Origin of the sequence: Jiella pacifica, assembly GCF_010500815.1 — a bacterium.
Lineage (GTDB): Bacteria > Pseudomonadota > Alphaproteobacteria > Rhizobiales > Rhizobiaceae > Jiella > Jiella pacifica.
Genome location: NZ_JAAAMG010000030.1, coordinates 1 through 21855, shown reverse-complemented (window position 1 = coordinate 21855; position 21855 = coordinate 1). Strand labels below are relative to the sequence as shown.

The window sequence follows — 21855 nt, the reverse complement described above, 5'->3', positions numbered from 1 at the left end:
TTCGTACTCACCTGCTGCACCGCAAGCCGCCAGCCCGCTGCTAGGACCGCGAGGTCCGCCGGGTCGGGTCGGTCCGGCATTCGCTTCTTCGCGGAAATGCCGGACCGGCACCGGTCGCCGCGGTGCTGATTTCTCCCTCACTTCTCAAAGGATCACACGACATGACCAACAGACCCGATCATCAGGATGATCGCGAGCCGAGCAATATGCACGCCGCCGATCGTCAGACGCTTGTTCCGGAGGCGTTCAACGCAAGCTCCGACCACGATCACTTCACCGCACGGATCCTCCCGATCGACGCGGCGACACTGTTCGGCGCCGCGATCCGCCTCGGCCGTCTCGGCGTACTGTCCGAGACCGAGAACCTGCGGCTGATGCGACACGTCGCGGTTCACGCCGATGAAGGCGATCCGACTGCGCGTCTGGTGCTGGATTACTTGCGGGCCCGTGCGGACGAGATCTCGAATTCGCCCGACGCGGCCGGAAGGGAGGAGCTGTGATGCGCGCTCCTTATCATGCCCCCGGTATCTCCTTTGGTGGCGAAGCGGACGACCGGCGAACGCTGCAGAGCCTCATTGACGACCTCCGCCGGTACGCCGAAGGCGGCCCGACGTCCGCTGAGCTCGCCGCGGCGCCGCTGATCTCGGATGCGGTCTTCGTTGTCGACCCCGTGGCCATCAGACTCGCCGGCATTGTCACCGGACATCCGCGCGTCGGGCCAGGCGCCGCTGTGACGTCGCGGATCTACGCCATCGATCGGCGTTCTCGATGGGTGCGGACTTATTCGCGACTATGGCGCGTCGATGGGCCGCTTGTCGCTCCGTTCAGCGCTTCCGAAAGCGGCGGCCACTGATCCCGCTTCCACCCTGCATTCCTGCCACAGAACCCAGTGTCCCGCACGTCGCCACATGCGCCTTGTTCCTCAAGAGAGCGCATCAGGCGTTCAGTTAACAGAACACCCACCCCCGCATTGCCAACCGATCGCTGCTCCTCTTCGTCGCCGCCGGTTCGTCGACCGGCCGCGGCCTGGCACGGCCGATCCTGGCGAAGCCGATACCAAATCGACCAGGAGTCCTGACTTGAGCAAGTTTTCTCAACTCCCCCGGCAGCCTCTCGGCCTGGACGATCCGTCTGCCGACCTGTCCGAGACACCGCGCGCTGTGCAGGCTGATCCGCGGTTGGCGCCGGCTCAGTGGCTCTGTGATCGCGGGCTTCGTCCGCTGTCCGACATCGCAGTGCAGCACACATGCGTCGGGCGCAGGATCTGCGCGATCGTTAAGCTGGACGACAACTGGTTTGATGCTGCTTGCGCTGCGATGACTTCGCTCCTGGGCCGAGATGTCGAGATTCGCGCTGCTGTAGAGCTTTGTTCGCACCCGACGAATGCCGCGACAATTCTCAGGAGGCTATCGCGGTATCACGTCGTTATCTGCTGCAATGGCGGGGAGACGGTCGGCGGTCCTGCCGCGCTGCTCGCGGACGTGCAGATCGAGCTGCGTCCGCTCGAGCATCTCGAAGCGCTGCTCGACGCAATCTGGCCGGGCGAGCCGTGCCCGCGCATCCCGACGCGGATTGACTTGGTACTGCTACCGATCGCGATCGCCCGAGCGTCGAGTCCTGGCGAAGCGGTCGACTGGCTGCGGCGGCTGCGGGTCGCGCAGTGGATCGAAGCTAGGCAGCAGGATCGGATCGCGCGCGAGAGGGCAGCGCATGAGGCACCGTGCTCCCGCTCATCCTCCTCGACGACGAATTGGCGGGCACCCTCTGTGATCGAGCCGCTCTATCCGACCGAGCCTCTCCTTACCACGACCCACGGCTATGGCGATGCCGCCGCGTGGGGTCTCGATCTTGCCCGCGACATCAAGGCCTACCAGAACGGCGAGCTTGTCTGGGATGACGTTGACCGCGGTGCGCTCCTCGTCGGCCCACCTGGGACCGGTAAAACCCGGTTTGCGTCCGCGCTCGCCGCAACCTGCGCGGTCCCGTTAATTGCGACGTCTTATGCGCAATGGCAAGCTAGCGGCGAGGCTCACATGGGGACCCTGATCAAGGCGATGCGTGCGAACTTCGATAAAGCCGCCGAAATCGCACCGGTTGTGCTTTTCGTCGACGAGATCGACACTCTGCCGCGCCGCGATATGCAGCCGGGATCCGACCATGCCAACTGGTTCCGCCCCATCGTCAACGCCCTTCTCGAGTGCGCGGACGGTAGTCTGCGGACATCGGGCATCGTCGTGATCGGAGCTTGCAACGACGATCGCGGACTCGATCCCGCGCTTACCCGTGCAGGCCGCCTGGATAGGCGCTTCGTCATCGGGATGCCCGATGCAGAAGCGCTGGGCGGCATCCTCCGAGACTACCTTTCTGACCCGCATGACGCTGCTATCGATGACGTTGCGACCGCGCTCGCTGGCAGTCTCACCGGGGCGGATATTGCTCGGCTTGCACGCGAGGCGCGCCGGTCCGCCCGGCGTGAGAAGCGGCCAATTACCGCCCGCGATGTGCTTGATCTAGCCTTGCCGCCAGAAACCCGGGGCCCCGCGATTGTATGGCGTGTCGCTGTCCATGAGGCCGGCCATGCTGTTGCGATGATGTCTGCCGGCATTTTGCCGGAGTGTCTGTCGCTTGTCGCGCGACAGGACCTGGCAGGTTCGGTGTCATACTTGCGTGTTGCGAACGAAGCGCGACGTATCGATCTTGAGCGGGACATCCTGCCGCTGCTGTGTGGCCGCGCCGCCGAAGAAGTGGTTCTCGGAATGCCTTCCGCGGGCGCTTCTGGCGATCTTGCCGAAGCGACCACCATTCTTCGAAAAATCCGCGAAGAATTCGGCCTCGGGGCGTTCCTCATGCCAGGCATGTCAGACTGCCAGACGGTGGAGTCACACCTCCGGCGGCTTTATGGAGACGCGATCCTAATTGTCCTCAGGCATCGAGCAGACATTCTCGCACTCGCGGAGCTCGCCGTTGCGAAGCGCGTACTGCCGAGAGAAGTGCTGCGGGCCTTTGCGGCTGAACGGGGATTTCCCGGCGCCTGAACTGCGACCGTCCCATCGCACATGAATCGCCACAGATGATAAAGAAAACGGAGGTTTCGCGGCCTGCGTTCGTCCCCAACGGCTGCGAGTGCCGATCCGGCCATCGCCCTTTTTGGCCCACCTTCTTTCCTCGCCAATAACAGCCGCAACGAAAGCACGCTCGCCTTCTTAGTAGCGAGTCTGGAAATCGGCCCCGAGAAAGCCAATAATGAGGTCAATCGCCTCGTAATCGCTTAAATACTCGTTCGCACAATCATCCGTATCATCGAGGCTTGCTCCCTTGCGATTGAGAACGATCGCGACGGTGATGTCATCGGCTATCTTCACCGCGCTTCTTTTCTGCAGCCGTCTCGATCGGCCAGCGTTTGGGGACCGCGTGGGGATCACGGCGCCGCGTCCCGGCCGCATCCGCCTTCTTGGTCGCGGGCGCCATGGCCGGACTTTGCGTCATCCTGCGCAGAATGGCCGTCGGCGGAGACATCGCATGGGTTCAGCTGAATTTCCTCTGGATGCATGGGCTTGGCTTCCTCATCGCCTATCTTGCCATTTTGTTGTCGAACCGCATGCAGAAGCGCATGTTTGAGGATCTAACAGTCGCCTTGTTTCTAAGGGGAGTGAAAGCGGTGAGGGACGTGGCCATGAACGTCTGGACGAGCAGCAGCCAGAACGGGGCGTCTGGTCGTGAGTGAGCAGAGCTACCTCGTCGTCGAGGTCAGCGGTGCGCTGACCGTCGACCAGCATCGGGCATTGGTCGCTGTGAGCGATCCAAAGCTCGTCGAGATCGGTCTTGGAACCGGCTTCGGCGCCGAGCGTGTGCTGAAATTCTTCGCTAGCGTCAGCAAGCCGGCTCTCGCACAGCTGAAAGCGCTCGCGCAGAGACTGACCGACGCGCATCGCGTCACTGGCGTGAAGATTTCGCGCGATGGCGTGGAGATCGGCTCGATGCATGCCGACGACGTCCAGAAGATCGAACAGTTCATTATCAGGACGCTGGATCGGCTCGATGCGGATTGAGGACAGCCTCGCCTTCCGGGCAGCCGTTTCGGATCCTGGGCTGGGAACCGTGCTCAGCGTCGAACCCTACGATTTGCGCTCGGCGATCGAAGGCATCGACCGCCCGGTCTATGTCGTGTCCTGCCATACCGATCGGCGGCGGACAATGTGCGATACGCTCCCGTCATTCATTCTCATCCTCCACAACAGCTATGTCCTGTCGCTCGTCGACAATCTCGGCGCCGCGTGGCTTTACCACTTGCACCGGGACGCGATCGATCTGAGGCCTTTTTCGACCGGCTTCGCCAAGAAATTCGTGGCCGAACAGCTCTATCGGATTGCGCCGAGCAGCATGGCGCGCATTCTGTTTCTCGAAACGGTGCTGGCCTACGAACCGGCCTGGCGTGTTCCGCTCTTGGCCAGAGACGACGATGTCAGCCTGCGCCGATCCTCGCAGCAGCTGAGCCGTCTGACGGCCGATTTTCTTCTCCACCACGAAATCGGACATACGGCGGTCCGCGACCGGCGCTTCGATCCCTTTGTCAGCGAGCGGGTGCACGACGCCTTGGGGAGCCTCGGCGAAATCCAGCTCGATGATCAGCATCGCCTGATCCTGCGGGAGGAAGCGGAGGCCGACCTTTTCGGTCTGAACTGCTGCTTCTCACGCTACGCGCCCGGCATGAGCGAGCGACACTTGCGAGAATATCTCGATTTCGCCGCTCGTTTCGTGATTGCGATCAATCTCTTCTACGCTGTGTCTGACGACATTCATCGCCTGAATGTCGACGGATCCCATGGCGGGTCGTCCATTGAAACCGCCTTCGAAATCGCAAGCCATCGCCTTGCGATCATGTCGGCGCATATCGAGAGCTTTCTGCTGGGCGAAGACACGGCTCCTTGTGCCCCAAGCGACGAATTTCTCGGATTGGACGATCCCTCGATGCTCTTCGATGCATTCATGGCGGCCGGTCCGGCAATGACTGAGTGCACCCACGAAGATCTTCGCCATGCATCCCAGATTATCGACCTTGGGCTTCAAGCTGGCGGCGATTTCGATGCCATCATTGGCGGGTACAGAAAGACCTGGGTCCTTGGTGACGATCCGGTGGCCACGCTGCGAGAGGACTGCGGCACGAGTTTTCTCGTTTGAATTGTCTGTATGACCGACCAAAATTGAGCATGCTACAAAACTCTGTAGGGCGGTGGTTCACCGGCAGTTTCGCCTCTATCGCGGTCATTCGGCCTACTCCCAGACAACGCCTGAAAGCCGACAGTCGTTCACCTGACACTATACCGAGCGAGTGGCGGAAATGAGTTAAGCCTGGACTGTTACCGCCGTCGCTGATGACACCCGATGCTCCAGGCTTGCATCCTCCGGCCTGGTCCTCATCGAGACGATCTGTTGAACCGCTCCTACTGCTCGAGATCGCCGTCGTCAGATATCCACTGAGCGGGGATCAGAAAGTCCGCAGCACCGCGCCAGTTCTCGACTTCCTTGATCCCCTCGATCTCGCCCCAAGCATGCCGATCGGCGTGGTCGAGCACGATGATCTGCAGACTGGACTCAAATGATTTGTGCGCCCGGACCAGACTGGCGAAGATCTTCCGGGTGCTCTCAAGATCGCTGAGGCGACGTTTCCGACGCCGGACTGCCTCGGGCGATCCCTCAGCAGCGCCGGGGACGTCTTCTCCCGTAACGATCTGCTCAAAGGTGTCGCTCGGGAAGTAGACTTGGCTGGGCTGGTCGATGACGAGGAAGGTTGGTACCGGATTGTTTTGGCCCCGGGAGAGGAATACTCCGTGCAATGCGAGCAGCGCCGCTAGGTGGTAAGCCATCCAGTTCTCGCCACTGCCTATCTCCCAGAGATAGTCTGAGCCTTCCGTGCCTTCCTGATCGAAGCGCAAGTTTAGTTCGCGTTCATCGAGTACAGGACGACCGTCCGCGCCCGCAATCCCAAGATGCTGAATGAAGCGCACGATGTAGCGCGACATTCTCGCTTGAACCTCCTGGGTCCGTCGGCGGCGCTCGCCCTCATTGCCCTGATGCTCGATCTCCCGAATTTCACCTCGAAGCTTATCGAGGCGGGCTTCTAGGCCATCGTCGCCTTGAATCTCGCCCAGCATTCGCAATGCCTGCTCGGTCGATCCGATGAACCGGTAGATATTTTCGAGGCTTTGGGATTGACCGCGCTCCTTATCGACCGCGACCTCGAACTCCCGGCGGGTTCGCTGCAGCGTCAATAGGTCCTTTTCCGCCTGCAGAAGGGAGGTCTGGACCGCGATTAGGTCTCGATCTACCATCGGGCGCGCCGTGATCGCTCCGGTGGATAGGTTTTCTAGTTCGGCGATCGGTTCGTTCAGTTCTTCTAGCGCATACTTTGCCGCCTCGGTATCAGAGCCGCACAGCACGCAAGACTCGGCGGCGATGTGAGCCTTGAACCAGCCCACGCCCTTCACGCTGGCTGACTGTTCGGCGAGTACGTCTGCGTAATCGACGACAGACCGAGAGAGGCTACGCAACTTGCGAAGACGCCGTCGCTCCCCGTTGATTTTCTTATCGAGCGCCTCCTCCCGCCGGCGGATCTCATCGAGCCGGTTGACCGCGACCGATATTCGACCCGGCGCCGCCACGGACTGACCGCCGGCGGCCACGACATCTCTGAGTACCTTTAGCAATCCCAGAAGATCGCCGGGCGGGTCGCCGGGCGGCAGTAGGCTGAGTTCCTGAGCGCGAAAGAAGGAGCCGCGGGCGTTGGCGCTCCAGTTATCGAGGGAGTTGCGGCGGGTGCGAAGTTCGGTCTCCAGCTTGCGCTGCTCGTCGCGCAACAGCTTAAGGCGATGGGCCCGGACTAGGTCCTCGTTGGTTACCACGCCCATCGCGAGCGGAAGGACGTGACGCAGGGTCTCGCGATGGTGTGAAGAGTCCGTCTTGAAGAACAAGGTATGTGGGTTGGCGACAATATGCTGTGGTAGCAAATTGAACGCGGCGAGATCGCGGAAGCTCGCTCGACCGCCGAAGCCCTTGTCCTTCTCAGGATCGAGAGCAAGGTTCGACAGCCCTGATCGGAGATCGAACAGGACCTTCAGCCTTGCGACGTTCGAGTTCGCGAGCGGGCGCGCCGGCAGCATCTGACCGACGTCGTCTATATCTTGGATCCATATTTCTTCGGAGACGTGACGGGCTGCGGGCTTCGGGCGGGCGATCCGCATCAGCCCGTTGTCCGTTTCGATAGTCAGGCCGAACCAGGACACGGCATCTCGAATGGTACCGACTGCGATTGAGCAGGTGCTAGATCCCAGCACATAGTTGATGATGTTGACGATCGACGATTTGCCGGTGCCGCTCCACCCGGTCACCACCGATACGGCTTCGGGATCGAAGGGCAGAGTCCGCGGCTGGAAGCTGACATCCTCCGCCCAAATGATGATTTCACGGATGAAGAGTTTCATAGGTCAGAACTCTATGTTCAGTTGACGTCGGACGGCGTCGAAGCCGTCCGTTGCGAACCAAGTCCCCAACCGCCTTGCGGCGCTGAGCATATGGGAGACCGGGGCGTCGAGATCCCGGATGGCCGGTGGAAGAGCGCTGCCGCCCATAGCGCGGAATCGAGGAAATCCGTCTCCGCCCTCGCGAGCTAGGAGCCCCGAAGCGACTGCGACCTGAAGCGCCTTCAGCGCGGCGTCGGCATGCGTCTCGACGCGACCCTGGAGGCCGGTGAGGAGAACGGGCTCTTCGGGGACCGCCTTCAATAGTCCGCTGTCGAATTGCATCGCCCGAATTTTGGTCACCGTGGCTCTGTGGAGCAGCATTGCGGCACTGACGAAGAATACGGGCAGGATGGGCGGCTCGCCCCGAGCAGCTCCGGCATGACTGTGCGCCAGATGCCAGAAGGCTCGCGAGACAAGGGCAGGGTTTCGGGCGAGAAGCTCCTCGTGATCAATCTTCACAGGGGGGATCCGGAGAGTAGGTGGGGTCCCACCAGACCTCGTTCTCGTCCGCAAGACGGTGGTAGTGGCCAGAGGTCATATAGGTTTCGCCACATGGCTGCCCGTCAAGCGGTTCTTGATACTCGTAGGTCGCGTCGGCTAGGATGGTCCGCCCGACTTCCGTTGCGGGCAAAAATTTCATCTCTCTGGCGCGCCGCCGCATTAAGGTCCGCCAACGACCTCGCAGGCGTTCGCCGCGGTCTTGCCATTCCCGGTCCGCGACTTCGCCCTCAACGACCAGCCGGTGCTTCTCGATATTGAATTTCAGGAAGTGGTCGACAGCGTCAATGATGTCGTCGTTCTCCGCTTCGATTCGACCAAGGTGTTCAACAAAAGTTCGCGATAGGGCGCCCGCTCTATCCGCTTCGGACACCATGATGTCCGAGGCCGCCCTGGGTAGGAAACGGCCACGCGCCTGACGGTCTTGGAGCGCGTCCTTCTGCAGCAGAACGGCGTCACGGGTGATGAGGCCGGGCCGGCTGGCGCTCCATTCCTCCCGCACTAGCCGCGTCAGCCACCCGAAGAGACTATCGAGGATGTCTTCCGCATTGACGCGGCGGCTGAGGCCTAGCGCATTGGCCATGGCCGCCCGGTCCGCAGCCGGGTCGCCGGCCTCAACGATCTCAATACGGTCAATGAGAGCGATCAGGTCCTCGTCGGATCGTTGTAAGACCCGGTTGATGAGAACCTGGGCCTGGCCGGTTTTCTTGTCCTTGCCTGACAACCCCTGCTCGCGCAGAGCGGACAGAACGTCCGCCGACGTCGCCTCCTGCCGCATCCGCTTCTTCACCAGTGTCGCGATTGGTGTGTTGACAGGCCTGTTCACAAAAAACAAATACCGCACGCATGGAACCGCGTCCCGCGCCTCGCGCTGTAGCAGCCAAATCTCCAGTGTTCGCCAGATCGCCTTACTGCGGTCAGCAAGCAGTCTGGCACTAGGGGCGGCCGTGCTCTTGTCCTGCTCCTGCAGAAAGGTCTTCCCGTCCTTCTGGACGGCGACATCATCCAGATGTTCGACGGCCACGACGGCACCAGCACCGGCATGAGCGAGATGATGGAACGCTCTCTCGAGTTGAAGGATGTAGCCAGCAGCCTGAGGCGCCGCCGTGTTGTTGATTGCCACCAACCCCGATCCTTACCTAACGGTGACCCGCATCGCCGGACAATGGCTAAGTCTTACAAAACTCTTGCAGGAACGCCAACTGCCGGACGCGTCGAGCGTCAAGATGCGCTCAAATTGCTCCTCCTCGGAAAGCGCGCGAACTGGCGTGCCCCATATGGCTTGATTCACATTTAATGCGTCAGTGCCTGCCGAGTGAACATATCTAAACCGCGAGAATGGAAGGGCGAGCAAGAGGCGTCGGGTGCTTGGTTTGAAACGGTTACGGCTCATCGCCACCCGAACCAAGTATTTTGATATATTCCTGGATCGTCATGATTATATAAATTTGCCAATCCAAGAAACAGCCGTCCAACCTTCGGAATCGACCAGCCTGTATTTGTGATATGCAAGTAAATAGGAAATAACGAGCTAATGAACTATCGACACGCATTTCATGCCGGTAACCATACCGAGATTTTCAAACATGCCGCGCTATCGATCGTCCTTGACATGCTGCGCCTCAAACCTCGTCCGTTCATGGTCCTCGACACGCATGCCGGCCTCGGCGTCTATGATTTGGCATCGCGCGAGGCGGCTCGGACCAACGAGAGGGCGGAAGGAGTGGAGCGCCTCGAGAACGGGGGGCTTCGGTCGGCGCCCGGCTATGCCTCTTCCCTGGCGGCGACTAGAGCTGATGCAGAGAACCTGTACCCGGGTTCTCCTGAGATCACACGCCTCGCGCTGCGCGACGTCGACCGGTTGATCCTCTGCGAGCTTCATCCCGAGGACGGGGAAGCGTTGCGCCGGCGATACCGATCCGATCCGCGTGTCTCGGTCCATCTGCGCAACGGCTATGAGGCGATCGGGGCACTCCTACCGCCTGCCGAGAGGCGAGGACTGGTCTTCGTGGATCCCCCATTCGAAAAGACCGACGAGACGGGGGCCATCGGGAGAGCGCTCGCGAAGGGGCGTCGTCGCTGGGCGACCGGCATCTACGTGGTCTGGTATCCGATTAAAGGATCGGAGAACGGAAAGGAGATTGAGGCCGCGGCAATCGAGGCGGGCTTCGCTGATGTGCTCCGAGCCGAGTTCTGCCCCTTCGCGCGAAACGGACTGGAGTTGGCGGGAAGCGGGCTCGTGATCTGCAACCCTCCCTGGACCCTCGATCGCAGGTTGCGGGAGCTCTGCGAGGAACTTTCGACGATCCTCGGGCATGGCGACGCCACGTGGAGCGTCCGTCCCGCCTTCAACGAATGGGGCGGCGAACGATCCTAGTGGATGCACTCGCCGGGTCGGGGTTCGTCTGCCTCCAACGCATGGATCGCCACGATCAGGTCGCGCCATCGCCGGCATATGACGTGGTCGCCTCGTTCGAACGCTCGATCCGCTCTGGCGTCCGCAACATCAAGCGCGCTCTCGGATCCAAGATGGTTCAAGAGCGTCATCGCACGGATCCACGCCGATCGGCGCAGACCGTAGTCATGGGGGCATGGGTTGTGATCGGCGTTCTGCACCACTTCTATACTATATGACGACATACGCACTCCAGCGCTCAGGAATCGACACTTTTCATGTATAACGACGCGTTGAGGTCGCCAATTCGACGGCTAGACGCTATCATCTTTTGACAGTACGAGCGTGCGAAAGAGGGAATCAAGTGTCGTTTTTCGGATTGGCGATCGACGATGCGAACCTGGACGGGCCCGCTCCGTCCGGGGCAGTGGTACGTCCTCCGCGATCCGCACCGTCGGTGGTTAGACGAGCCAGCTTTCCCTCGAACCTTACCGCGCTTTTGGCGGCCTGCGCCGAGCGGCCGGAACAAGTGCTGTTCCTCGACGTCGAGACGACGGGGCTGAGTCACTTCTACGACGAGATCACTGTAGTCGGCTGGTCCTACAAAGGGCGTGCCTCAACGATCGTAAAAGGCGACTGCCATCGCGCACTTGTCGAAGATGCGCGCAACGCGGTCGCAATCGTCACGTTCAACGGAATTCGCTTTGATAGTCGGTTTCTGCGCGCGGAATATCCTGACGTCGTCCTGCCGCAGCACCATCTGGACCTTATGTATCTCTGCCGTAGGGCAGGTTTGAAGGGCGGGCAGAAGGCGATCGAGAAGGCATTGGGAATTGAATTGCGGACGAACGTTAACGGGATCGATGGACTTGCGGCCGTCACTCTTTGGCACCGCTACGTGCGTGGAGACGTCGGGGCTCTTGAGAGCCTAGTCCGTTACAATCGTGCCGATATCGCCGCGATGGGAGCGATTCTCGATCGGGTACTCGTCTGCTTGGACGTTGCGCCGGACCTATTCGTTGGCGACGTGTGCTTCGAGAAATGGGCAGGCCCTTGTGGGTCGGAGGAACTGCCGACGTTCGAGCCGAGAAAGGCCGACGATTTGCGGCAGCTCGATTTCAAGTCTCTGCTTGGCAAAGGTCCGGCTGCAAATGCACGGATCGTTGGCATCGACCTGACCGGTTCCGAGGCGCGTGGTTCGGGCTGGTGCCTACTCGACGGCGACAAATGCCAAGTCTCCACAATTTTTACTGATCGCGACCTGATCGACCGGACGATGTCTTCCAGACCCGATCTGATCTCAATCGACTCACCGCTTTGCCTTCCATCCGGTCGGATAAGCGTCGACGATGCTGATCCGGGACGCGAGAGGTTCGGCATCATGCGGGAGTGCGAGCGTGAGCTGAAGCGGCGCGGTGTGAACGTGTATCCCTGTCTCCTGCCAAGTATGCAAAAGCTGACTGCGCGTGGAATGGTGCTGGCGGAGGAGTTCCGACGTCGAGGAGTCCCCGTGATCGAGAGCTATCCTGGAGCCGCACAGGACATCATGCGCATACCTCGCAAGGGCGCTGGCGTGGAATGGCTTCGCCTCGGTCTAGAGGAGTTTGGTCTTCAGGGTGATTTCGGGGAGGCGACGCACGACGAACTCGACGCAGCGACATCTGCGCTTGTCGGCTCGTTTCACTGGGCGGGATTGTCGGAATCTTTGGGAACGGCGGACGAGCCCCCGCTGATCATCCCAATGCTATCCGGTGCGCCCCATCGACTCCTAATCGGCATCAGCGGTCCGATCGCCGCAGGCAAGACGACGCTTGCGCGCGAACTAGAGGCATTGGGCTTTGCCTACACTCGCTTTAGCGAAGTGATCGACGACGAACTTAGGGCAAGAGGTCTTCCTCTGGATCGGTTCGAGAGGCAGCGACTCGGTGCGGAGATCAACCGGACGGGACGGCAGCGATGGCTTGCCGGGCGCACCCTCGCCCGCGTTGGAGGCGCCGAGCGGGTTGTCGTTGACGGTCTACGCTTCGCAGACGACCATGCGTTCTTCGCGGAACACGCAGGCGGCTCCTATCTCCACGTCTTCGTGGACGCGGACGAGGCATTGCGGCGGGAGCGGTACGCGCTGCGGTCCCACGGAGACTTCGATGTTGCTGCTAGCGGCAACGTGGAGAGCGGGATCGGGACGCTAAGTGAGCTTGCGCACTGCCGATTCCTAAACTACAGGACACGCGACGCCGTTGCAGTCGAGGCTAGAAACCTCGTTACTATCGTTATGAAAGGTGGGTCATGCCTGTCTCGATAGTTGTTGGGGGCCAATTTGGATCCGAGGGAAAGGGAAAAGTCGCGCTAGAGATTGTCCGGCGCGCCGACGGTCGATCGACGGTAGTCCGGGTTGGGGGGCCGAACTCCGGCCATACAGCCTACGATCGCCACGGGCGCAGATGGGCCCTACGTCAGATGCCGGCGGCCTGTGTAGACCTAAACGTGGACGTTGTGTTTCCAGCGGGTTCGTACATCGACATTGAGCTTCTGAGAAGCGAGATTGACGCGCTCAGCTTTCCCGAGGACCGCATCCATATCCATCCGTTCGCGAACATCATCACGGACCAGCATCGAGCGTGGGAGCAATCTTCAAACCTCACGGGCCGGATCGGATCGACTGGATCTGGTGTCGGAGCCGCTGTCATGGCAAGCGTAGCCCGCACCGCTGAAAACTTTCCCCTCGTTGCCGTGCATGCTCAATTCCAGGGTCAACTTGAGCCAATGATCCGGGACACCTCTACAGTTTTAGACGACATACTGCGGCGCGGAGACCGCGTCGTAATTGAAGGCTCCCAAGGCTTCGGCCTATCGTTGCTTGATGGGGGCATCTGGCCGAAGGCGACGGCTCGCTCGACGACGGCCGCGGCGGCTCTTTCCGAAGCGGGAATCGGCATCGCACATGTTGATGATGTTGTGCTCGTGCTTCGAAGCTTCCCAATCCGAGTGGCAGGTGAGTCCGGCCCCCTTTCTCGCGAGACGACGTGGCAACGAATCGCCGAGCGCACCGGCAGATCAGATGATATTCGGGAATATACTACTGTCACGAAGAAGTTGCGCCGTGTCGGCGAGTTCGACGTGGAGCTCGCTCGTAAGGCAATCATGGTCAATGCTCCTCATCGACTCGTATTGAACCACCTAGATTACGTTGGACCCGCCGAAGAGCTGAACTTGCAGTCTGGAGCCGCCAGACGTTTCGTAACGGACGTTGAGGCATGGATAGGTCGTCCAGTAAGTTGGCTTGGCTTCGATCCTTATTCGGTTGTCGACAGAACTCGGATGTTCGCTTGACCATGACTGGTCAATCCAATTTCGAGCCTTTCGAACTCTCGTGGACCGACGACGAGGCCGATAAGTTATCGAAGAGGTTCTTTGAGGAGGACCCATTCCACGACGGCCGAGAACGCAAGATCCATCCCTCGCTTCTATCTGCGGACGACATCGTCGAGTACGTGCGTCGAACCGCCATGGTCACACCTTTTTACGGCACGAAAAAAAAATTGAAGCATGCTTCCTACGAAGATTGCATTGGCAAGAAGGCGTACATCTACGGCAAGGAAGGTATAAAAGAACTCCGACGAAACAAGGACGGCTACCTTAAAATACCGGCAAACGAGATTGTCTTCGTTGAAAGTGGCGTGCAGTTCCGTTTGCCCCGCTACATTGCGGCTCGCTTCAATTTGCAAATAAAGCATGTCCACCGCGGCTTGCTGCTGGGAACAGGACCGCTCGTTGATCCTGGGTTTCGCGGCCGGCTGTTAATCCCGCTGCACAACTTGACCTCAGAGCACTACTACATCCATGAGGATGATGGGTTCATCTGGATCGAGTTCACTCGCACAACTTACGATCAGGACCGCCCGTCGCCCTACGGTGACTACCCCACCTACAAAGCGATCTCCGATGGCAAGAAATGGCTCGATAAGGCAGCCTTTGACGACTATAAGCAGCGGTCTGTACTGATCCGCAGCTCAATCCGCCCCTTCGTTCGGCGCGTCGAGAAAAAAGCCGACGCAGCGTTCGATCGCGTCAAAGAACTTCAGCGTTTTGGTCTTATAGCGGCATTGACCCTCGTAGTAACCTTTGGACTAATCATGCTGAGCGAAATCTATACGAACCGTAGCTTTATGCAGAATGCCTATGGTCTTTGGATGGCCGAGGGTATGGTCCCTGCGCTAAAAGCCGGCGATCTGGAGAGCGACGTGCAGCGTCTAGATGAACTTACCCAAAGCCTGCAGATGCAGATCGACACGCTTCGTGCGGAGAACGCCGCTCTGCGAGGGCAGTTCAAAGCTTCCGCCGCGCCATCGGCAGAGCCTTCCTCTTCGCGCTGAGATTGTCTTCATTGCAAAACAGATACACTGGCGACATAGGCGACTACGTAAAATTGTCTCTCGTTCGACGGCTGGCAGTTGGACGTCGATTAGGGGTTGCTTGGTACCTTCACCCGGACGAAGATCACAATGAAGATGGGCGCCATGTTCGCTACTTGCGAGACGCTGATCGCTGGCGTGGACCCGATCCCAAAGTTTTCGAGTACTTAACCAGAATTGCCGACGGGCCAAGGGTGGTCAACGCTTTGCAGGATGCGTTCGACAATGGGACAATTTTCGCCTCTGAGACTGTTCCGGGGCGGAATCTGCCCAGACGTCTGCGGTGCGCGGAACGGGCGTTGTGGTTCGAGCGAGCGCGGACGGCGCTGGAGGACGCCGAGATCATATTCGCAGATCCCGACAACGGACTGGTCTCCGACGACCCCGGCCGACGTCTCGAGCCCCACTTCGCCAAGCGTATGCCGGTCGCCGAAGTTCTGGCTCTCGCGGACGGACGTCCAACGATTGTCTACCACCACAACAGTCGCTTCAAGGGCGGCCACGACGCCGAGGTCGACTTCTGGATGAATCGCTTGGGACGCCGTAGCATCGCGGTTCGCTGCAATGCTTATAGCTGCCGCACCTTCTTCGTGATCAATCCCGATGCTGAGATCAGGGAGAGGGTCGTCGGCTTTTGTCGAGACTGGCGCGACCACAAAGTCTCACTTCACGTAAACGCGGCTGCCCGGTGCCTATGAGGGCGACTGGAAAGGCTCCGAGCCTTCGGGTCGACGAGCAGTTCCCGTCAACTTTGGGCACGTTAGCGGACCCTGACCTCGAGGCCGACAAGTTCCTTCTTGCCCTCGGGTGTCAGGCCGAGGATTCCTCAATATAGCATGGAAAAGATGTTAAGAGGAAAGCTGATGGTGCTGTTAAAACAACTCGATACTGACAGAATATCACGTGTAATAATCGAAAGTTCGGACGGCGCATGCGACGCCAGATGACCAGATGTGTTGGTTCGTGACAAAGTCAAGAACCGCCTCCTTCGTAAACTCTATTTGCGTAATTGTTTGGTTTTCTTTGCGGTCTTTTGCCTTTTGCCAGCCAGTATAGATCTGTTTGAAATTTAAATTTACTTTTGCGTAGGACAAGAAGTTCCATTGGTAGTATTCCAAGTCGCAGCCTAGCTCAAATATCCTGAGCTGTTCGATGATCTGGTCGATATCTCCATTTGGCGCGACTTTGTGGAGACCCAGCTCTTCTATCAATGCTCGTTTGGCGACACCGACGATATCGATACGGCCGTCGACGACATTTGATGTTGGTCTGATACCTTCGACCACCGCGATGTCGTATTCGCCTTTTCGGAACGTCTCGTCGTTCCCACGGCGTCCGACAACCAGTGTCTTTCCGTCGTCGCAGATGACGTTGATGCAAATTCCTACGCCGGATGACAGGAACGGAACCGGTTTCAGCGGCCAGGTCGCATCCTGCAGAGCTCGGGCTCGAAATCCAGCACCTCCTTCTTGCTTCGCGACGACGTTGTACCGATATTTTGACTGAACAAATCGGCAGGTGATGCTGCGTCGCTCTTCTTCATCGGCGGCAAGGTCGTCTACGACGGATGCTAAACATAGGGTCGGATTGTCGCTCCAGCCGCGAATCCCAGCCTTCTTCTTGATGTCGTTTTGTCGGAAGGCTTCGTCGGCGATCCGCCTGAACGCCTCCGGCGGATTGATCTCGCCCTCTGAGACAAGCAGCGTCACCTCGTCCGGTGAATATCCGCAATTTCCCGCCTTCTCGACTTCAAGCCACGTAGAGCAGCGATCGCCGACTTTGAGAGCCTCGTTAATTAGCGGACCGAATTCATAGAGGGCGAGCCCGCGCAACCGCCAATCTGCGATCAGATGGGGATTGCCGCTGATCCTGTTGAGCTCGGGATCCTCAATAACCGCCTCGACCTCATCGACGCCCAGCCCATAGCTTCGCAATAATCCCCTGATTTGAGCTGTCTCGTGGGTCCGTCTATCGCCGGTCTCGACGCGCTGGATCTGCTTCTCGCTGATTTGGATGCCGGCCACCATCTGCGTCCATTCCGCGGCCATGGAGCGCGAAAGCCTTTCCGGCTTCGACTGCGCATAGAGTTTTCGAAATACGGGGTCAGCTGTGGGGGCCATACCGCGGAGCCCGACGGTTTCCCGCAAGGCCAAGAGCAATCGTCCGAGCCGAGATGGGGGCCGGTCGATGTCCGCGCTACGAGGATCTTTCTGTTCTTTGTTCATCCGCATCGCCCCCAGTCAAACTACGGGTCCTGTGCGCCCCGACGAGAATGAGACTTTTTGAGTGTCGCCCAATACAACCTCGGAGCGACATCATGAAGGTAAGACATGCATGTGACAGAAGCAACTCCAACACCAAATCTGCGGTCGAAGATATCGGAGAGGTAGCCATTATCGGTGGCGGGCTGGCTGGTCTCCTCGCGGCGCTCGCTGTTGAACCATTTTCAAAAAGTGTCCGGATCTTTGAACGAAGGCTGGATGTGGTACAGGGCGATACAAGCGCAAGAAGCACGCAGAAATATGGATATGCGATAGTCTCAGGTGGACTCGATAGCATCCAGGAGCTCTCACCTTCACTCTTCGAAGCCCTGACGTCAGGAGGAGCCTGTCTTGTCGATGCATCCGCGCAGGTTCGATTTTACGAAGGCGCGGTCATCTCCCCGACCTTGACCTCGAACCTCCGTATATTGACCGCCAGCCGAACCCATATCGCTGAGGCGATCCACAAGCAAGTCCAGCTTTATCCGCGGATACGTGTCGAACACGCTGTCGTTGAGCGTGTCTTCCCCGCGGGGATTAAGGCTGTCGTCGAAACGAATGCTGAAAAGATGAGTTTTGACCTGGTGATCGACGCGAGTGGAAGACGACCGATGAGTGACAATCATCGTCCGTTTAGTCACAACTTTTACTCGGCGGGGATCACGACTCCGGTGTCGTATGAACCAGATGTCACAATCAGAAGTATAGTTGTAGATAGTTGGACGGACCATGACCAAGATTGGGCTCTGCTAGTTGGTAACATGCCCCCACCTGAGGGTCGCGCCGGCAGTCAGATCATGCGGATCGAGAACGGCCAGGTGCAGGTCGCCGTTGCGGAACGGTTTTCGCGTGGTTCATCAACAACAACAGCTTCCGAAATTATCCAGGCCAGTTTGCCTGCGGCGATTGCGTCGAAGGTGACCAATTATCTCGACGGTCGCATGCTCAGGCAGCAACGTTATCGCTTCGCCTACAGAACTCAGATTGAGCGGACGAAACGACATCCCGTGTCTTTCTTAGTGCTTGGGGACGCTTTGATGAGCACTAACCCGATTTATGGGCTAGGCATAGCGTCTGCGGCGATCGAAGCTCAAGCATTGAGGAACGCTGTGAAGGAATGTCTTCGGATCAACGATACAACATTAATCGTCTCCAAATATTATTCGTCGATACGCAGAACAACCAACCTCGCTTGGAAGGTTTCTAGTTGGACGGACAAATGCTACCGGCTCGGAAATGATCGGCTATCCGGTATCGTAAAACTCCTGACACCGGTGAGGTCTGCAGCGATGAAGGACCCAACTGCTTGCAGTCAGTTGTACAGAGCGGTGGCCTTATCGACTTCAGCCAGTTTTGAAAGGACTATTCTCCATATGGTTTTCGCAGCGTTTAAGAATTGGATTTGGCGTTTCGCGCGGTCAATCTTGCCGACGCCCCGTGGAAACCGAGATATCAATACCCCACGAACGGCGCCCCAGATCAAAGATGACGAACCCAGGTTATAGCCGGCGTATGCCATACGGAGGGCTTCAAGTTTCGAATAACCCACAGCGATACGTTTGGCGACATCGTCTTCCGTTCGTTGATCGTTCCGAAACCGTCCCAGGCCGTGCCCTGATGGTGGTGTGACCTGCCACTGAACTTTCATCCAGCGGCGATTAGAGCCTCATCCGTTTGTGCTACGCCTTGAGGGGCGGGTTGAGCAACCGGCGGAGGCGCGGAGCCATCCGATCACTGTGCGCGAGAGCCGGTTGCGATGACGATTTCGGCGAATTCCGCCGGGGTCAAGTAGCCGAGCGACGAGTGTGGCAGCTGGGTGTTGAAGTCGTCCATCCATGCGGCGATCAAGTTGCGGGCATGGTCGGGATCGAGGAACAGGCTCTTGTTCAAGAGTTCGTCGCGCATACTGCTGGCGAGGCCATCTACGAAACCGTTCTGCATCGGGCTGCCGGGCGTAATGTAGTCCATTCCATCTGGTGATCCTCCGACCAGGCGAGAATGGCATTCGAAGTAAACTCGGTGCCGTGATCGGATACTATCATGCCGGGTCTGCCGCGGGTGGCGATCAAGGCCGTCACTTCGCGGGCGATACGACGACCTGAGATCGACGTATCCGGGATCACCCCGAGGCACTCGCGCGTGACGTCGTCGACGATATTGAGAACGCGGAAGCGACGCCCGCAGGCGCGCTGGTCGTGCACGAAATTCAGCGACCAGTGGGCATTCGGCTGGGCCTCGACGAGGAGCGGCGTCCGGGATACAATGATACGCCGACGTGAACGGCGCTTGCGCACGGTCAGCCTTTCTTTAAGGCAGAGACGATAGATCCGGTTGATCCCCAACGCTCGCCGTCACGCCGCAAAAGGACGAACAGACGACGATAGCCGAAACGGCGACGCTCGTTGGCCAACTCTAGTAGCTTGCCGCGAAGTTCGGTCTCCGGTGGTCGGCGCGATTGGTAGCGGACCATCCGCGCCCTTCCAGCCAGACTCTTGCTCCTTCAGAACCCTGATGATGTGCTCTTCCGCGAACCGTTTACACTTCATGCTGTCCGTCCGTGACGAGGGCGGACTCTGATCATTCCTGGAGGAAAAACTCAGGGGCAAGTCACGATTGAGATGAAGCCGGCCGCCTGTTCCGATTTTATCTGGTTTTTCTCCAAGGGTTGCTGATGTTCCTCACCCGCCGGGATAGCATTCCTGACCGGGCTTTTTCGTCTTCGGATAGATTGCCATTAAGCCGCGGCCTGGTCGCCGATGATCGCGTCCATCAGCTTGCGCTTCGTCGTGACCCACCTCTCGCCCACCTTTCGTGCCGGTAGCGCGCCGGTGGCGAGCATGTGGAAGGTCTGTCGCTCCGTTCTGTTGATGATCCTGGAGATCTCCTTCGTGCCCCAGACCGGGACGTCGAGATCATTGGCTTCGTTCAGCATCGCATGAACCTTCTGTTGAGCTATGACACCATAATGGTGTCCTGGCGAATCAAAGTCAAGACATGGTGTCGATTTGGTGCTATGGAGTTTGATCAGAGTGAAGGGGTACTCCGATGGCTGATGAAGAAATTAGGATGACGCTTCGGCTGCCGGTCCAACTTCGCGACCGCATCTCCGCAGCTGCAGCAGTTCGAAATCGGTCGATGAACGGCGAAATTGTCGCCCGCTTGGAAAGCAGGATCGAACCAGACGAACAGGATGGATCGTTCCGAATCTGGCTCCCCCATCGACTTCTCGAGCGGATCTTGCATCAGGCCGAGCAAAACGAGGAGGATCCAAACCTACTTATCGTCGGAGCTCTCAAGGAACACTTCCCCGAGACTGGATCAGCGCTTGATGCCCTCCGAACTGCTCGCCAGAAGATGGAAGAGGAGCTCCTCAAGTCGAGCGATTCGGAAATGCGTAAGTACGCCGAGCACAGCATCCGGCAAATTGACGAGATGATTGCGATCGCGAGCGATGCGGCCGAAGAGAAGCGAGCGAAGAACGCCCAGCCACTCCCCTGGAGACACAGCACATGAGTGTCCGCAAGCGCACATGGAGTAACGGGAAGGGAGATGTCCGCACCGGCTGGCAGTACGACTTCTGCGATCTGAACGGGAAGCGGCAACGAAAGCAGTTCAGGACGAAGCGGGAGGCCGATGCGTTCCGGGTGAAAATCGAAGGGCAACTCGCCGGCGGTTCATTTCGCGGGGAATCTCAAACTACTACCGTCCGCGATCTGGCTCTTACCTATCTAGCGCATGCGGAGGGGCGATCCATTCGCGGAGAACGCTTCACTCGCGGCCATCTGCTTACTGTGACAGGGCATATCTGGAACTACATCTGCCCCGATGCAGAGCACCGGGTCAAGCGGAAGGTGAAAACGCAGGTCAGGCTGTTCGAAGACGGGGTTGGTCATCTCAAGCTCGCGCACCTCACGACTCGGGCGATCGGGGACCTTCGGGACAGGCTCCGCAACGTGGGTGTCGGCGTGATAACCACGCGGAAGATCCTTTCCACTCTGTCGGCCATGCTTGCCTTCGCCGTCTCTAAAGACCTTGTCGCATTTAACCCGGCCACGGGCATACGGGTGATTGGCCGACGAGACGAGGGTGCCAAGAAGATCGTTCCACCGTCCAAGGAAGCGATGCGCGCCATCATCGCTGTGGCGGATCCGGACTTTCGTGTGCAGATCATTTTTGCGGCCGCGTCTGCAGTAAGGGCGGGCGAGCATCACGCATTGAGGTGGCGCCACATTGATTTCGAAGCTGGCGAGGTAGCTATAGAGACGCGCGTAGATGTCTGGGGCGAGGAGGACACGACCAAGACCACTGCGGGCGTTAGGACAGTGCCTCTGGCATCGTCCGTGCTCACGATGCTCAAGGAATGGCGGTTGCGGTCTAGATTCGGAAGAGACGACGATCTCGTTTTTCCGAATCGGCGCGGCGGCTACCTGGGCCACGGTAGCATGGTGAAGCGGAAGTTCTACCCGCTCTTTCGCAAACTGGAGAAACTCCACCAGACGGCCCCCTCAGAGCACGCTCCGGCGCCGAAGCGATTCAACTGGCATGCCCTTCGGCACTTCGGGATATCCACATGGATCGAGGCCGACCTGAAGCCGAAGACAATCCAAACCTTCGCCGGCCACTCAAGCCTTCAGGTGACGATGGATTGTCCTCTTAATCTTCTTTCCATGCTATTTTTGGGAAGGAGGACCGAACCATGGGACCGTCACCATCAAGGAAGTCCGCAGGGCCGCGTGATGCGGCCACCAAGGTTGCGCATCATCGCCTGAGTG

General features: G+C 59.0%; 20 protein-coding genes and 1 pseudogene. 14 read left to right on the top strand and 7 right to left on the bottom strand.

Features of this window, described 5'->3' with window-relative positions:
• The first annotated feature begins 161 nt into the window (after positions 1–161).
• The 3 genes from GTK09_RS23940 (at position 162) to GTK09_RS23930 (ending at position 3035) form a co-directional block, all read left to right on the top strand.
• On the top strand, positions 162–500 hold the full coding sequence (locus GTK09_RS23940; RefSeq protein WP_163465932.1) for a hypothetical protein: 339 nt from the start codon (positions 162–164) through the stop codon (positions 498–500).
• Positions 500–853, top strand: a complete 354-nt coding sequence (locus tag GTK09_RS23935) for a DUF6634 family protein (protein ID WP_163465931.1) — start codon at positions 500–502, stop codon at positions 851–853. Before GTK09_RS23940 ends, GTK09_RS23935 begins: the two co-directional genes overlap by 1 nt.
• Positions 854–1079: 226 nt before the next feature.
• Positions 1080–3035, top strand: coding sequence for an AAA family ATPase (locus GTK09_RS23930; RefSeq protein WP_163465930.1), 1956 nt, complete (start codon positions 1080–1082; stop codon positions 3033–3035).
• Positions 3036–3203: 168 nt separating this feature from the next.
• Here GTK09_RS23930 and GTK09_RS23925 read toward each other — a convergent pair whose 3' ends face one another.
• Positions 3204–3362 (bottom strand): hypothetical protein, encoded by a 159-nt coding sequence (locus GTK09_RS23925; RefSeq protein WP_163465929.1) that lies wholly within the window; start codon positions 3360–3362, stop codon positions 3204–3206.
• 89 nt (positions 3363–3451) lie between these two features.
• Here GTK09_RS23925 and GTK09_RS23920 point away from each other — a divergent pair, with 89 nt between their 5' ends.
• From GTK09_RS23920 to GTK09_RS23910, 3 genes are read left to right on the top strand one after another with little or no spacing between them, the layout of a single operon-like run.
• Positions 3452–3724, top strand: coding sequence for a hypothetical protein (locus GTK09_RS23920; RefSeq protein WP_163465928.1), 273 nt, complete (start codon positions 3452–3454; stop codon positions 3722–3724).
• Positions 3717–4049: a hypothetical protein gene (locus GTK09_RS23915; RefSeq protein ID WP_163465927.1), complete on the top strand. Its 333-nt coding sequence runs from the start codon at positions 3717–3719 to the stop codon at positions 4047–4049. Before GTK09_RS23920 ends, GTK09_RS23915 begins: the two co-directional genes overlap by 8 nt.
• A complete protein-coding gene (locus GTK09_RS23910; protein WP_163465926.1) occupies positions 4039–5178 on the top strand; it encodes a hypothetical protein in 1140 nt (379 codons plus the stop codon). Before GTK09_RS23915 ends, GTK09_RS23910 begins: the two co-directional genes overlap by 11 nt.
• A gap of 263 nt (positions 5179–5441) precedes the next feature.
• On the opposite strand, the gene GTK09_RS23905 is transcribed toward GTK09_RS23910, so the two are convergent.
• The 3 genes from GTK09_RS23905 to GTK09_RS23900 are packed head-to-tail and all read right to left on the bottom strand — an operon-like array spanning position 5442 to position 9138.
• Positions 5442–7478: a DUF3732 domain-containing protein gene (locus GTK09_RS23905; protein ID WP_163465925.1), complete on the bottom strand. Its 2037-nt coding sequence runs from the start codon at positions 7476–7478 to the stop codon at positions 5442–5444.
• A gap of 3 nt (positions 7479–7481) precedes the next feature.
• Complete coding sequence (locus tag GTK09_RS27630; RefSeq protein ID WP_312869951.1) at positions 7482–7976, bottom strand: three component ABC system middle component; 495 nt, start codon at positions 7974–7976, stop codon at positions 7482–7484.
• Positions 7966–9138 carry an ABC-three component system protein gene (locus tag GTK09_RS23900; protein ID WP_246218101.1) on the bottom strand — a complete coding sequence of 391 codons (1173 nt, stop codon included), beginning with the start codon at positions 9136–9138 and terminating at the stop codon, positions 7966–7968. The genes GTK09_RS27630 and GTK09_RS23900 overlap by 11 nt, the downstream gene beginning before the upstream one ends.
• A gap of 411 nt (positions 9139–9549) precedes the next feature.
• On the opposite strand from GTK09_RS23900, the gene GTK09_RS23895 reads away from it, so the two are divergent.
• The 5 genes from GTK09_RS23895 (at position 9550) to GTK09_RS23875 (ending at position 15520) form a co-directional block, all read left to right on the top strand.
• Positions 9550–10392, top strand: a complete 843-nt coding sequence (locus tag GTK09_RS23895; protein ID WP_163465924.1) for a 23S rRNA (adenine(2030)-N(6))-methyltransferase RlmJ — start codon at positions 9550–9552, stop codon at positions 10390–10392.
• A 382-nt stretch (positions 10393–10774) separates the two neighbouring features.
• Complete coding sequence (locus GTK09_RS23890) at positions 10775–12712, top strand: ribonuclease H-like domain-containing protein (RefSeq protein ID WP_163465923.1); 1938 nt, start codon at positions 10775–10777, stop codon at positions 12710–12712.
• Positions 12697–13740: an adenylosuccinate synthetase gene (locus GTK09_RS23885; protein ID WP_163465922.1), complete on the top strand. Its 1044-nt coding sequence runs from the start codon at positions 12697–12699 to the stop codon at positions 13738–13740. Before GTK09_RS23890 ends, GTK09_RS23885 begins: the two co-directional genes overlap by 16 nt.
• Complete coding sequence (locus GTK09_RS23880; RefSeq protein ID WP_163465921.1) at positions 13737–14783, top strand: hypothetical protein; 1047 nt, start codon at positions 13737–13739, stop codon at positions 14781–14783. Before GTK09_RS23885 ends, GTK09_RS23880 begins: the two co-directional genes overlap by 4 nt.
• Before the next feature lie 338 nt (positions 14784–15121).
• On the top strand, positions 15122–15520 hold the full coding sequence (locus GTK09_RS23875; protein ID WP_163465920.1) for a hypothetical protein: 399 nt from the start codon (positions 15122–15124) through the stop codon (positions 15518–15520).
• A 201-nt stretch (positions 15521–15721) separates the two neighbouring features.
• Here GTK09_RS23875 and GTK09_RS23870 read toward each other — a convergent pair whose 3' ends face one another.
• Entirely contained in the window at positions 15722–17047 is a 1326-nt protein-coding gene (locus GTK09_RS23870; protein ID WP_163465919.1) for a helix-turn-helix domain-containing protein, read from the bottom strand.
• Between the two features lie 92 nt (positions 17048–17139).
• Here GTK09_RS23870 and GTK09_RS23865 point away from each other — a divergent pair, with 92 nt between their 5' ends.
• Positions 17140–18588 (top strand): hypothetical protein, encoded by a 1449-nt coding sequence (locus tag GTK09_RS23865; protein ID WP_163465918.1) that lies wholly within the window; start codon positions 17140–17142, stop codon positions 18586–18588.
• A 139-nt stretch (positions 18589–18727) separates the two neighbouring features.
• On the opposite strand, the pseudogene GTK09_RS27625 reads toward GTK09_RS23865, so the two are convergent.
• Together GTK09_RS27625 and GTK09_RS23855 are read right to left on the bottom strand one after the other, a co-directional pair.
• Positions 18728–19556: pseudogene (locus tag GTK09_RS27625) on the bottom strand (IS3 family transposase); the annotation flags it as partial.
• Between the two features lie 261 nt (positions 19557–19817).
• Positions 19818–20015: a DNA-binding protein gene (locus tag GTK09_RS23855; protein ID WP_163465917.1), complete on the bottom strand. Its 198-nt coding sequence runs from the start codon at positions 20013–20015 to the stop codon at positions 19818–19820.
• 113 nt (positions 20016–20128) lie between these two features.
• On the opposite strand from GTK09_RS23855, the gene GTK09_RS23850 reads away from it, so the two are divergent.
• Together GTK09_RS23850 and GTK09_RS23845 are read left to right on the top strand one after the other, a co-directional pair.
• Entirely contained in the window at positions 20129–20596 is a 468-nt protein-coding gene (locus GTK09_RS23850; protein ID WP_163465916.1) for an Arc family DNA-binding protein, read from the top strand.
• A complete protein-coding gene (locus GTK09_RS23845; protein ID WP_163465915.1) occupies positions 20593–21852 on the top strand; it encodes a site-specific integrase in 1260 nt (419 codons plus the stop codon). The genes GTK09_RS23850 and GTK09_RS23845 overlap by 4 nt, the downstream gene beginning before the upstream one ends.
• Positions 21853–21855: the final 3 nt, after the last annotated feature.

Coding starts and splice junctions, on each gene's coding strand:
- GTK09_RS23940 (WP_163465932.1), top strand. CDS start 162: ATGACCAACAGACCCGATCATCAGGATGATCGCGAGCCGAGCAATATG.
- GTK09_RS23870 (WP_163465919.1), bottom strand. CDS start 17,047: ATGAACAAAGAACAGAAAGATCCTCGTAGCGCGGACATCGACCGGCCC.
- GTK09_RS23855 (WP_163465917.1), bottom strand. CDS start 20,015: ATGCTGAACGAAGCCAATGATCTCGACGTCCCGGTCTGGGGCACGAAG.
- GTK09_RS23935 (WP_163465931.1), top strand. CDS start 500: ATGCGCGCTCCTTATCATGCCCCCGGTATCTCCTTTGGTGGCGAAGCG.
- GTK09_RS23905 (WP_163465925.1), bottom strand. CDS start 7,478: ATGAAACTCTTCATCCGTGAAATCATCATTTGGGCGGAGGATGTCAGC.
- GTK09_RS23865 (WP_163465918.1), top strand. CDS start 17,140: ATGAAGGTAAGACATGCATGTGACAGAAGCAACTCCAACACCAAATCT.
- GTK09_RS23850 (WP_163465916.1), top strand. CDS start 20,129: ATGGCTGATGAAGAAATTAGGATGACGCTTCGGCTGCCGGTCCAACTT.
- GTK09_RS23885 (WP_163465922.1), top strand. CDS start 12,697: ATGCCTGTCTCGATAGTTGTTGGGGGCCAATTTGGATCCGAGGGAAAG.
- GTK09_RS23895 (WP_163465924.1), top strand. CDS start 9,550: ATGAACTATCGACACGCATTTCATGCCGGTAACCATACCGAGATTTTC.
- GTK09_RS23910 (WP_163465926.1), top strand. CDS start 4,039: ATGCGGATTGAGGACAGCCTCGCCTTCCGGGCAGCCGTTTCGGATCCT.
- GTK09_RS23845 (WP_163465915.1), top strand. CDS start 20,593: ATGAGTGTCCGCAAGCGCACATGGAGTAACGGGAAGGGAGATGTCCGC.